General features: G+C 60.1%; 14 protein-coding genes and 2 tRNA genes. 4 read left to right on the top strand and 12 right to left on the bottom strand.

The window, feature by feature from the left end:
- Positions 1 to 244 precede the first annotated feature (244 nt).
- Positions 245 to 373, top strand: coding sequence for a hypothetical protein (locus HMPREF2635_RS13765; RefSeq protein WP_255365578.1), 129 nt, complete (start codon positions 245 to 247; stop codon positions 371 to 373).
- A gap of 77 nt (positions 374 to 450) precedes the next feature.
- Complete coding sequence (locus HMPREF2635_RS02960) at positions 451 to 663, top strand: hypothetical protein (protein ID WP_128081865.1); 213 nt, start codon at positions 451 to 453, stop codon at positions 661 to 663.
- A 106-nt stretch (positions 664 to 769) separates the two neighbouring features.
- Here the strand turns inward: HMPREF2635_RS02960 and HMPREF2635_RS02955 are convergent.
- From HMPREF2635_RS02955 to HMPREF2635_RS02940, 4 genes are all read right to left on the bottom strand, one after another.
- Positions 770 to 860 (bottom strand) — tRNA-Ser (locus tag HMPREF2635_RS02955).
- Between the two features lie 91 nt (positions 861 to 951).
- On the bottom strand, positions 952 to 1,149 hold the full coding sequence (locus HMPREF2635_RS02950) for a CsbD family protein (RefSeq protein ID WP_046648854.1): 198 nt from the start codon (positions 1,147 to 1,149) through the stop codon (positions 952 to 954).
- A 93-nt stretch (positions 1,150 to 1,242) separates the two neighbouring features.
- A complete protein-coding gene (locus HMPREF2635_RS02945) occupies positions 1,243 to 1,686 on the bottom strand; it encodes a nucleoside deaminase (RefSeq protein ID WP_046648879.1) in 444 nt (147 codons plus the stop codon).
- 34 nt (positions 1,687 to 1,720) lie between these two features.
- On the bottom strand, positions 1,721 to 2,224 hold the full coding sequence (locus tag HMPREF2635_RS02940; protein WP_046648855.1) for a tRNA adenosine deaminase-associated protein: 504 nt from the start codon (positions 2,222 to 2,224) through the stop codon (positions 1,721 to 1,723).
- Between the two features lie 39 nt (positions 2,225 to 2,263).
- On the opposite strand from HMPREF2635_RS02940, the gene HMPREF2635_RS02935 reads away from it, so the two are divergent.
- Positions 2,264 to 3,292: a prephenate dehydrogenase gene (locus HMPREF2635_RS02935; protein ID WP_070510771.1), complete on the top strand. Its 1,029-nt coding sequence runs from the start codon at positions 2,264 to 2,266 to the stop codon at positions 3,290 to 3,292.
- A gap of 452 nt (positions 3,293 to 3,744) precedes the next feature.
- Here HMPREF2635_RS02935 and HMPREF2635_RS02930 read toward each other — a convergent pair whose 3' ends face one another.
- The 8 genes from HMPREF2635_RS02930 to HMPREF2635_RS02895 all read right to left on the bottom strand — a co-directional run bounded on the left by HMPREF2635_RS02930 (position 3,745) and on the right by HMPREF2635_RS02895 (position 10,113).
- A complete protein-coding gene (locus HMPREF2635_RS02930; RefSeq protein ID WP_046648858.1) occupies positions 3,745 to 3,933 on the bottom strand; it encodes a hypothetical protein in 189 nt (62 codons plus the stop codon).
- A gap of 11 nt (positions 3,934 to 3,944) precedes the next feature.
- The gene (locus HMPREF2635_RS02925; RefSeq protein ID WP_070510769.1) at positions 3,945 to 5,063 is read right to left on the bottom strand and encodes a trypsin-like serine protease; all 1,119 of its coding nucleotides are present in this window, start codon (positions 5,061 to 5,063) and stop codon (positions 3,945 to 3,947) included.
- The gene (locus HMPREF2635_RS02920) at positions 5,063 to 5,968 is read right to left on the bottom strand and encodes a DUF418 domain-containing protein (RefSeq protein ID WP_070510767.1); all 906 of its coding nucleotides are present in this window, start codon (positions 5,966 to 5,968) and stop codon (positions 5,063 to 5,065) included. The genes HMPREF2635_RS02925 and HMPREF2635_RS02920 overlap by 1 nt, the downstream gene beginning before the upstream one ends.
- A gap of 116 nt (positions 5,969 to 6,084) precedes the next feature.
- The gene (locus tag HMPREF2635_RS02915; protein WP_049157768.1) at positions 6,085 to 6,564 is read right to left on the bottom strand and encodes a hypothetical protein; all 480 of its coding nucleotides are present in this window, start codon (positions 6,562 to 6,564) and stop codon (positions 6,085 to 6,087) included.
- 91 nt (positions 6,565 to 6,655) lie between these two features.
- Positions 6,656 to 7,120 carry a hypothetical protein gene (locus HMPREF2635_RS02910; RefSeq protein ID WP_070510765.1) on the bottom strand — a complete coding sequence of 155 codons (465 nt, stop codon included), beginning with the start codon at positions 7,118 to 7,120 and terminating at the stop codon, positions 6,656 to 6,658.
- Between the two features lie 75 nt (positions 7,121 to 7,195).
- Positions 7,196 to 7,271 (bottom strand) — tRNA-Arg (locus HMPREF2635_RS02905).
- Positions 7,272 to 7,437: 166 nt separating this feature from the next.
- The gene (locus tag HMPREF2635_RS02900; protein WP_070821256.1) at positions 7,438 to 8,505 is read right to left on the bottom strand and encodes a GTP-binding protein; all 1,068 of its coding nucleotides are present in this window, start codon (positions 8,503 to 8,505) and stop codon (positions 7,438 to 7,440) included.
- Positions 8,506 to 8,538: 33 nt separating this feature from the next.
- Complete coding sequence (locus tag HMPREF2635_RS02895) at positions 8,539 to 10,113, bottom strand: SLC13 family permease (protein WP_070510752.1); 1,575 nt, start codon at positions 10,111 to 10,113, stop codon at positions 8,539 to 8,541.
- A gap of 392 nt (positions 10,114 to 10,505) precedes the next feature.
- On the opposite strand from HMPREF2635_RS02895, the gene HMPREF2635_RS02890 reads away from it, so the two are divergent.
- The gene (locus tag HMPREF2635_RS02890) at positions 10,506 to 11,414 is read left to right on the top strand and encodes a DUF559 domain-containing protein (RefSeq protein WP_070510750.1); all 909 of its coding nucleotides are present in this window, start codon (positions 10,506 to 10,508) and stop codon (positions 11,412 to 11,414) included.
- Positions 11,415 to 11,480: the final 66 nt, after the last annotated feature.

Below are 11,480 nucleotides of genomic sequence, written 5' to 3'. Positions count from 1 at the left end.
TCCGTGTCCAAAAAGTCCATGGACATAACACCCCAGAGCTAAGAGCTGGAGTGCCGGATGTGGCGGTGGCGGCGTAGTCCACGCTCACGACATCCTTGAGCACCGTTCCTGCGCACGCCGAAGGGAGGAGTGCCTAGGATTGCCTCAAAAAATAGCGTCCAACAGCCAATTCTGCGGACGCATCAAAGCAGATGGACAATGGTCACCGTACGTTTACGTGAACACTGTCCCCTAAGGAATGACTGTGCAAATCTTTCAGATCCTGCTGGTAGCTTTCATAGCTGCACGGCTTCACTTCTTGGTCAAAGAAGTAGAAAAAACAAATGAACTTCTAGCCCTTCAGATTGAAGAAACCCGCCAAGGCGATACCTAAAGCATCGCCTACTGAATGCCTCACTTTTTCAGGGGTTAGGGGTCTAAATGTGTGACAAAAAGAAGGTACAGGAGCAAATGGGAAAAATTCTATTGGGCATCTCTATCGGTCTACTAGCGGGAGGAATCATTGCTTTTGTAGCGCTCTCCTATATTGACCTCACCGCGCCATTCTCCTGGGTAGTTTTCTTTTTCTCGGCGACCATCGTGGGAGCTATCGTCGACATGATTCTGCGGACAAAGAAACGCGAAGAAAACACTTCTGCCCCAGACAGTGATATCCACCCTTGATATCGCCCGCCATACAGGCCGAAGCCCAAGGCCCAAGAAGGGGCGGGCTGGCTTCTAAAACATAAAAAGTCCGGCACTCCAGAGCTAAGAACTGGAGTGCCGGCTGTGGCGGTGGCGGCGGGATTTGAACCCGCGGTTGGGGGTTACCCAACAATCGCTTTCGAGGCGATCACCTTCGGCCGCTCGGACACGCCACCGCGTTCCAGATTACGGGAGTCATCCCGAGCGACAAAATCGCTGCCCACACCACGCGGCGCGGACAGCGATTCAGCTAGATGAGGCTAGGAATTAGTCCTTGAGGTTTCCGATGACCTCGTTGGCCTTATCCTTGACGCCCTCAACGGCGTCGGAAGCCTTCTGCTTTGCCTCAGAGGTAACCTGGTCGGCCTTGCCCTCGTTCTCCAGCTTCTCGTTATCGGTCAAGCCGCCAGCGGCTTCCTTAGCCTTGCCAACGAACTCGTCCTTCTTGTTCTCAAAATCACCCATGATTTTCTCCTTACTCTCTACTTCTCTCACGTGGACCACCCAGCCTACACGCGAATCGGAAGGTGGCTCCGGGGCCACTAACCATTTCAAGGGCTAAGCGCCGCTGCCGCGCAGACCCCCGAAGAAGCCCGTGAGCAGCTCCGCGCATTCTTCCTCCAGCACACCGCCGCGTACCTCGGGAACGTGGAGGGCGCCCGGGGCGCGCAATACCTCCACCAGCGAGCCGCACGCCCCCGTCTTCGGCTCAAAGGCCCCGAAGACCACCGAAGACACCCGGGAAGCCTGAATCGCGCCCGCACACATCGCGCAGGGTTCCAAGGTGACAACCAGCTCGCAGCCTTCCAGACGCCAGCCATCGCCATGCACGCGTACCGCCTGGCGGATAGCTTCCACCTCTGCGTGCGCGGTGGGATCATTCAGCTGCTCGCGGCGGTTAACGCCGGTGGCGAGTTCGTTGCCGGAGGCGTCGTAAAGCACGGCACCCACAGGGATATCCCCCGCCGGCGTGGTGCGCGCAACCTCCAGGGCGCGGCGCATGCGGGCCTCTGCGCGCACCAGCCCCGCTGCTGGTTTAAGAGTCATCCGAGTCGAGGCCGTCGATGAAATCCTCCAGCTCATCGCCAAAGCCCAGCTCGCCGGCGATGCGCAGGAGCATATCGGAAGGCCAGTCCTCATCGTTATCGATGATGTAGCCCACCTGGTCCTCATCGAGGCCGAGGTCCGCGAAGATATCGAAATCGCCGTCACCGTACGGGTCGGCGTCCTCCCACTCGTCTTCGTCTAAATCCGGGATCTCGAGATCGCGCAGGTCCAGGAAATCCGCGGCGAAGTCGTCCTCGGAGGCGTAGGTGGCGTCGGAAAGCAGCATGCGCACATCCCCCGGCACCGGGCGCACGACGACGAAATAGTCATCCTCCACGCACAGCAGCGCGAATGCCGCCCCCTCGGAACGCAGGTTGCGCACCGCTTTGATGGAGGTGTTGACGTCGGTGAAGTCATCCTTGAAAGGGCGAATCACCCAGCCGCCTTCGGCACTGGCAACGGTGATGGCAAAGGACAGATCGTCGTGGCTCATACCTCGTCAGATTAGTCGGGTTGTGCCACAATTGTCACCGTGAGTTCTCAAGATGTTCAACGCCCCGTCTGCATTATCGGCCTCGGTCTCATTGGAGGTTCCCTCCTGCGTGACCTAGCTGCTGCACACCATTCCGTGTACGGCTATAACCACTCCACTTCTGGTGCCCGAACGGCCATTAAGCAGGGCTACGACGTCACCGATGATCTGCCGGCCATCCTGCGGCGCGCCGAGGAGGACAATGCGCTTATTGTCATCGCGGTGCCCATGGATGCGGTTGCCTCGGTCCTCGACGCCATCCAGGAACACGCCCCGAGCTGCGGGTTGACGGATGTCGTCTCGGTCAAGACCGAGGTGCGCCAGCTCATTGTGGAGCGCAACATGGAGTCGCGCTATGTGGGCGGCCACCCCATGGCCGGCACCTCCAAGTCCGGCTGGGAGAACTCCCACACCGGGCTGTTCAACCGCGCTGCCTGGGTTATCACCTATGACTATGCCGCCGAGTGCGAGGCCCGCGGCGAGCGCATCCCCGCCGAGTGGGAGAACATTTTTGCGGACGTGGTCCGCATGACCCAGATGGTTCACGCGGAGGCGGTTCCGGTGCGCGTGGCGAACCACGATGCCGCGGTTGCCCGCATTTCGCACTTGCCGCACGTGCTGGCGGAGACCCTCGCGGTGGTCGGCGATAATGGCGGCATTCTGGCGCAGTCCCTCGCGGCCGGCTCCTTCAAGGACGGCACCCGCGTGGCGGGCACTCGCCCGGATCTGGTTCGCCAGATGTGCGAGACCAATGCACCGGCACTGGTCCAGGCCCTCGACGAGGCTCTTGAGTTGCTGCAGGATGCGCGCGAATCGCTGGCCTCGGATAAGCCTTCCATCGCCGCGCTTGCCGACGCTGGCTTCCGCGCCCGCACCCGCATCGAAGCCCGATCCGGTGCTCGAAAGGAATCGGTCTCCCCGGTGAAGATTTCTTCCCGCCCGGTCTTGCGGCTGCACCCGGGTGCGCCGAACTGGGTGGCGCAGCTGCGCCAGACGGAGTCTTTGGGCGGGCGCATCGAAATCTTCTAGCCCGCTGGTCGGCTTCTAGGCCTGGCTTTCTTTCCTAGCAGGCGGTTCTCAACGGGTTCCCCTCACCTGGTTCCAGTCAAAAGGTTTCTTTGCCCCCAAACGAACCTTCTACCTGGTTAAAGATGGTTTACTTGCCTCCAAGGGAACCTTTTGACTAATGACTTCTGAGTGGAACCTTTTGCGTGCTGCTGGGCATGGGGCAGTTTCCAAAAGGCGTCTTGCAAATGGCATTTTGCAGATGGCATCTGTCAAAAGGCGTTTTCTCGCCTGAAAACGCCTTTTGGGGCGTGCAGATGGCGTTTTCAGCCCCAAAGATGCCTTTTAGTGGATGTCTTTTGTGGGGCGCCATTTGGCGACGGTTTGTGGGGTGCCATCTAGCGACCGACCGTGGAGGAGCGTGCGTGGTGGCGGGCGGGCGGCGTAGTGCGGTGGCGTGGGGCGGTGCGGGACGCTTAGTCGCGGAAGGTGTCGTCGCGACGTTTGCGGGCTTGGGACTCATCGCGCGTGATGCCGAGCAGCGGGTAGCCCGCGAGGCCCGCCGCTAGGCCCACCGGCAACATCCAGAGCATGCCGGAGGCCAGCCACAGCACCACACCAAGGATGGCACCGGCAATCAGACACGGAACGAGTTTCTCCTTCATGGAGAAACAGCCTAGTTGCTACCCCGCTCAGCACCAGATTTGCGGCGAAGCAAACGTGAAGCGATGGCTAGCACGATCAGGCCCACCACCCCAGTCACGCCGGCTGTCAGAGCTGCGGGCGCGCTGACCTGCATCGTTGCCGGCGGCGCCGGGGAGTTATCGGCGTTGAGGACGCCGTCGGTATCACGGCCGCTGGTGACGTCCTCGATCCAATCGCGGACCTCGACCACCGACGTGATGGCAGCGCTCGGCGAAGGCAGATCCGGATCCGCGTTCGACGTACCAGCCGTGGCCACACCGACGAGGCGACCGTTAACAAAGAATGGTCCGCCCGAGTCGCCGCCCTGCATGCCCTCACCATTGAGGGACTTCACGTCCATGATGGCAGCCGCAATCATCGGGCCCACTCCCCCAAGCTCACCGGCCGGAATGCTTTCCGCGCCGTCGGGTCCAACAGCGATCTCTGGCATGTCGCCGCCCTCCATCACCTGGGGCGCGTTGGACGAACCAGGGGCGGGAGCGACCATTCCACCGGGGGCAGGCACTGCCATGTCATCAGGAGCCATAGCCCCGGAATCTCCTGGCGCCACCGGCGTCATCTTCTCGCCGGATTCATCTGGGCTGGCCGGTGGGGTGCCGCCGGATAGCAATTCGCCTACTTCCATCTCTGCCATCGGTAGCTGGCCTTTGCGGGCCATGCGGGAGCTACTACTCCAGCCATAGAAATGCCCCTTCTCGCCGGCGGTGGGGACCGCATCCGCGAGCTTGGCGGGTTTGATGTCCTTGACGGGTTCGGTCAGGTGCATGAGGCCGGCGTCGATAGTCGGCGAAACAGCCCAGGAGTCCACGTCATACACGCGGGTGTCCTTGCCCTGGCCAAAGCGAGCCTGCGAGCCCTCGTTGTTGACGGACTCCAAGCAGTGGCGGGCAGTGAGCACCCACTGCTCGGCAACGAGCGTGCCGGTGCAATCGCCGAAGTTTCCGATCTTGCCCATGCGCAGCGCAGCCACGGCAGCGCTTTCCTCCGACTGCGGAGCGGGCTGGGCGAATTCCAAGGCCATGGCCGGCGCAGCGCCTAGCCCCACGACCAGAGCGCTGGCCACAACAGCAGTTATCTTTCGTGCCACCATTACGCGGCCACCTCCTTGATTGCCCAGGCCACGACCCTCTCGGCCGGGCCCTTTCCACAGAACTTCTTCCACAGCGCGCTCAGCACCAGGAACGCGAGCACAAAGCCCAGTGCCGCCATGGTGTTGTGCAGCGAGACGTGTGCTTGCCAGTAGCGTGCGGTGAAAATGTGCAGGATATAGATGGTCAACGACATCGAGCCCAATGCCGCGAAGGGGAAGGTCAAGCGCGGCAGGTGACGGCCAATGATCAGGCACAGGTGCAGCACCACCGCGGTGACCGCCACGGAGAGAAGGATTTCACCAAGCACGCCCGTATGCCCGGTAAAGCGCAGCCAGCCGGCGATATCCGGGTTAAAGCGCTGCCACAGGCCGATGCCAGTAACGACGACGGCCACCGCGGTCGTGACGATCTGGGTGCGGGTGGGGCGGGTGAGGTAGACGTCGTAAAGCAGCATGCCCGCCACCATGTACGCCAGGAATGCCACGAGGGGGTAGACCTGTGGGAGTGTGTACGGCGCGTAGAGCACCGTGGCGCCCGCGGTGGCCAGCGCGAAGAGCAGGACCTTCCACACAGTGGCGAGCGGCGGCACCCAAGCGGTGAGAGCCATGGCCGCGCCCATCACGACGAGCACCACCTGAATCTCACCGCCGACGGGCAACAGCGCCACGCCGATGAGCATGACTATCAGGCCACGGGCGACCAGCTTGAGGAAGACCCGCAGCGAATAGTCGCGGGCAAGGATCATCATCGTGGTACCTGCAATGATGGCAAAGCCCGCCGCCGGCAGCCCGGAGAGCACCACTTTGGCGCTCCACACCAGGTTGGCCATGTGCAGAATAATCATCCCGATGATGGCCAAGGAACGTGCAATATCAAGGCCCACTATTCGGGCACGCGCTGACACCTATTCATCTCCTTGCAGTCGAAAACGTCGAAAGACCGACCAGTGGCTCTGGCCGGTCTTCCTATTTGTGTGCGTTTTCAACTCTGCATTTCACTCAGCGCTGCGTGATATGCGTCTCAGCGGGTAAGGGCGATGGCTTTGCCATCGCGCACGAAGTAAATGCGCTCAGGTGTTGCGGATGCATCGGGGTCCACCATCACCGTTACTGGACCTGCAAGAAGTTTCATGATGGCCCCGTCAGGTTGCGCGCCGAAGCAGATTTTGTCCAACCTCAAATCCCGAGTGATTTCTAGCTGACCATCTCCGTTGCTCTCAAAGTGGAAACTGAGGATATCGCAGGAGAACTGCACGACCCGATCCCTAAAGTTCACGCGAAAGGAATCCGGCTGCTGCGCGGACTCCCACTCGGAATTCACCACGAACTCCATCTGCTGCGCATTGGCGGTGACCAGGCCTGCGGGCACGCCAGTAACAATGTTGCGCTGCGAGGATCCAGCTTCAGCTATGCCCGAGCTCCCCGGCAGCTCCGAGGAGCCGGCAAAAGAGAAGAGGGAGGAAATGAAAAGCAGGATAGCGGAGAGAATCGCTTGAATCATGGGCACCATTATATCCGCCCCAACCGACCAACCATTGGCTCTGGCCGGCATTCTTACTTGTGCGCGTTTTCAGCGCTGCGCGATATGCGTCTCAGCGGCTAAGGGCGATGGCTTTCTCATCGCGCACGAGGTAAATACGCTCAGGTGTTGCGGAGGCATCCGAGTCCACCATTACCTTCGCCGGTTCTGACAGGAACATGATGAAGGGAAGGTCAACCTTTCCTCCAGAGCAGGCCTTATCCGTCAACATGCTGAGCTCCACGCCGCCATCAACCAAGGTGAAGTCACCGCCGTTACAGGGCAACCACACCGTCTGGTCCTGGAAATTCAAGGAGAAATCCTCTGGGCTCGCCGCAGACTCCCACCTGAAAGCAGTGATATGTTCCATCTGCTCATCGTTTGCCTCGACCAAAGCTGCAGGCGTGTTCGTAATGATGCCGTGCTGGGCGACGTTTAGCCCCCACGCCTCCGAGCTCCCCGCCAGCTCCGAGGAGCCCGCGTTAGAAAACAGCGAGGAGATGAATAGCAGGATGGCGGAGAGAATCGCTTTGATCATATTTCAGAACACTACCGGGTTTGCCCAACCCACGGAGTCGAAAACGAGAAAAGCCGCCCGAAGGCGGCTGAGATTTGGTGCGCCCGGAGGGATTCGAACCCCCAACCTTCTGATCCGTAGTCAGATGCTCTATCCGTTGAGCTACGGGCGCAGTCCGTTGGTTCGCAGTACTTAACGCCGGAGCGTGTGTGCTCTGCTGTGCAACGAGGAATAACTATACCCACACTCCAGAGAACTAACAAATCCCGATGTCAATGCATGTTTTCAACCCAAGAAATGGGCATAGCAATTCACCCCGTGTTCACCTTAAGGAGCGGCTAGACGAGGGCGGCCACTTCGGCGTCGGAAAGCACGGCGTCGCGGAAGGACTGAAGCGTGGACTCGTGGTCGAAGTCGATGCCAATGAGCACGAGCTCGGTGCCGGGCGTGACGCCGTTGGCAGCCCACAAGGAGGCCGGCACGATCTGCAGGTTGGGACCGGCCTGCTGCCAGGCGTGGGCCACGCGCAGATCAGCATCAATCCAGCAATAACCCTTCGAACGCACTAAGCCAGTGCTAGCACGCAAGGCCTTGAGCAGACGCTCGCGGTTGAAAGGACGGTCAGCGCGGAAGACCACCGAAGAGATGCCATACTCTTCGGTTTCGGGGGTGTGCGGGTTCGTCAGCTCCTCGGCGTAGCCGTGGTAGGCCGCAGCGGTGGCGGCGTCGTAAAGGTGGGCATCGAGAACCAGCGCGGGATCGATGACCCCGTTGGTCACCGGCACGACGCGGGCGCGGGGGTTCATGGCACGCACGGTGGCGATGACGCGCTCGGTTTCGGCGGCCTCCACCAGGTCCGTCTTGGTGATGAGGATGAGATCGGCGAACTCAACTTGATCCACGAGGAGATCGGCGATGGTGCGGTCGTCGTCAGGCGTGGCCTCAATGTTCTCGGAGACCAAGCTGCGGCCGCGGCGAAGATTAGTCAGGAATGTAGAGGCATCCACGAGGGAGACCATGGTGTCGATAGGGGCGACGTCGGCAAGCGTGGTGCCGTCCCCGAACTCCCACTCGAAAGTGGCGGCAACGGGCATGGGCTCAGAGATGCCGGTGGACTCGATGACAATCTGATCGAAGCGGCCGGAACGAGCCAGCTTGCTGACGGACTCAATCAAGTCCTCGCGCAACGTGCAGCAAATGCAGCCGTTGGAGAGTTCGACGAAACGGTCCTCGCCGCGCTCAAGATGGCCCTCGCCGGCGACGAGGGCGGCGTCGATGTTGACTTCGGAAAAGTCATTGACAACAACCGCCAGCTTGCGCCCCTCACGGTTAGCAAGCAGGTGGTTGAGAAGGGTGGTCTTTCCGCTGCCTAAAAATCCGGACAGCACGGTAACGGGTGTAGCCATCCCGTAATGATAACGTTTTTCATTAATTGAGGGCTACAGGACCAACCCAAAGACCGGAACGGCAAGCAGGTAGACAGTGATGGTAATGAGCACGCAGCCAATCAGGTTGAGGCCAATACCGCCCTTGATCATGTCGCCAATCTTGACGTAACCAGAACCGTAGGCAATCGCGTTCGGTGGGGTCGCCACCGGCAGCATGAAGGCACAGGTTGCGGCCAGCGCCACTGGGATGGTGAGCAGCAGGACGTTGATGTCGCCATTCTCGGTCAGGCCGATACCCACGGCCACACCGCCCATAATCGGCAGGAAGGTCGCCGCAGTTGCGGTGTTGGAGGTGATCTCCGTCAGGAAGAGCACGAGCAGGGCCACCGAAGCGATGAGCAGGATGATGGGCAGGCTGCCCAACCCCTTGGCCATCTCACCAATCCACAGAGACAAACCGGACTTGTTGAACATCGAAGACAGGGACAGGCCACCACCGAAGAGCAGGAGCACATCCCACGGCATTTCGCTCGCAGTCTTCCAATCCAGCAGGCGCACGCCAGTCTTCGTGTCGGCCGGGATGGTAAACAGCAGCAAACCAGCGGCAATGCCCACGATTGCGTCATCGTAGTTGGATTCCTTGCTCACAAAGAAGGGAATGATCACCCAGGCCAAGGCGGCACCGAGGAAGATGATGCCCGTCATGACCTGCGGGCCGGTCCATGGGCCAAGCTTTTCAATCTCGGAATCAATGAGCTCGCGGCCGCCTGGAATCTTGTCCATCTCCGGCTTGAACACGGTAACCAGCATGAACCAGGCAATAAACAGGAAGATGAATGCCAGCGGCATGCCCACCATCATCCACTTGCCAAAGCCGAGGACGATGCCGTGAGTTTCCTTCATGTAGCCCATCAGCAGGGTGTTCGGCGGGGTGCCGATGAGCGTGCCCAGCGAGCCAATCGACGCCGAATACGCGATACCGAGCATGAGCGCAGTGGCAAACTTCTTCTGGTTAGCCATGCCACCGACGGCGTCGGCAGTCAGCGAAAGCACCGAAATACCAATCGGCAGCATGACCACTGCGGTAGCGGTGTTGGACACCCACATAGACAAGAAGCCGGTGGCCAGCATGAAGCCGAGGATCAGCTGCTTAGGCGAGGTACCTACAACCTTGACCACGAACAGCGCCATGCGGCGGTGCAAGTTCCAGCGCTGCAGCGCCAACGCGATGAGGAAGCCACCCATGAACAAGAAAATCGTAGACGAGGCATAGGGCGCACCCACATCCTTGATGCTGCCCACACCGGCCAGCGGGAAGATAACCAGCGGCAAAAGCGCGGTGGCGGCCAGTGGGATAGCCTCCGTCATCCACCACACGCCCATGAGAATGGTCACGGCCGCTACGGCGCGCAGCGCGCTCTGGGTGTATTCGGTGTCTTCCTTAGCGCCGGGTGATTCCAGCACCGTTTCTACGGCGTTGCTGGGAAAGAGAAACCACACAAGAGCGGCCAAAACGAGACCGAGGATAAGGCCAATAGCCATGCGGCGCCATTCGCGCGTATCGACGCCGCGGTCGTCCTCGCCCTCCGTATGCGAAGTTGAGACGTGAGTGTGCGGGGTAGTCATCTGCCCCCTCCTTTTCCTGGTTAACCAGCCCCCATTCAGTTGAGAGAGTTATTAAGATCACTGAATGGGCCTACACGTTCAGGCTATCGAGACCACAGACAGCCAACAAACACTTTCGCCCCATTACCCCCGCTAAGGCCACAGATTCACCCCTGTTAGCAAAATCTTTCGCAGACTAGCTGCAAAGAATGCTCACCAATGTGTGGGCAGTCCGCAGCCAATTCCCCTCCCCCAGATCCCCAGACCTCGATCCCGCAACCTGCAGGTGGGCGTCGCCAAGCGCTTGCCGACGCCCCACCACCCACCAGGGAGTTTCGGGATCGAGGTCTGGGGCTTTAGCCCTGCGTACCGCTCGCCGCGCGCGATCCATGCCAATGCGCTAAAAGTAAGCCATGAACAACCTAGGCATCTTTCACTACATAGACACCCACATGGTCGATCTGCGCACGCTCAGCAACGACGACCCCCGATGGAGCAAAATCCACGCGAGGAAATTTCATAAGCTCGCGTGGTGCTATGCCATTCCGCTACACCGATGGCTGCAATTAAAACCCTGGGAGCAGGAAACCGCAGAGGTTTATGCCCATGCACGTGCCGCACCGCGGGCAACTCTCCTGGGCAAAGCGGCTGCTCGCATCCATGGCATCCCTACGCTCACAACGCCGAGCGAGTATTTCGCGACAGTCCCTTCAAACTCCGTTCCCCAAAGATCCAAGCGCCAATACTTCCGTTACAAGCAAACGAAACTCAACAATCAGGTCACAGAAGTCCACGGGATCCGGGTTACGTCCCTGGCACGCACAGCGATCGACATTGCGCGTTTCGATGGCTTCGTCGAAGGTCTCGTCGCCGCAGACTATGTACGGTCACGCCGGGTTTCAAAGGACACCCTCAACTGGGTACTCGGCGACATGGGCCGTGTGAAAGGAGTCGCGGATGCACGTCGGGCCGTGGAACATAGTGTCAACAGCTCCGAATCTCCCTGGGAGTCCTACGCGCGTGCCCTTATCCTAGACGCGGGCCTTCCCGCGGTTCGCAGCCTGCGCGCCCAATACCGAGTCAATCAGTACTACGCCGACCTCGCGATCAATGACTGGCTGCTCATTGAAATTGACGGCAATGTGAAATACGAAAACGAGCTGGAAGAGGTAATTCGAGCCGAACACCAACGCCAAAAGGCACTCCTCAACCAGGGCTTTGTCGTCTTACGCTTCTCACCCCAAGAATTGCGCGATGCTCCAGAAGACTTCATCAACAACATCGCGCGGCACTTAGCTGCGGGGCCTAGGAACCTTCGCTAGATCCCCAGACCTCGATCCCGCAACTCCCTGGTGGGCGGTGGGGCGTCGGCAAGCGCTTGGCGACGC

The sequence above is a fragment of the Corynebacterium sp. HMSC035E02 genome (genome assembly GCF_001836065.1).
Lineage (GTDB): Bacteria > Actinomycetota > Actinomycetes > Mycobacteriales > Mycobacteriaceae > Corynebacterium > Corynebacterium hiratae.
Note: the sequence above shows the minus strand (reverse complement) of the source record. Positions and strands in the feature narration are given on the sequence as shown.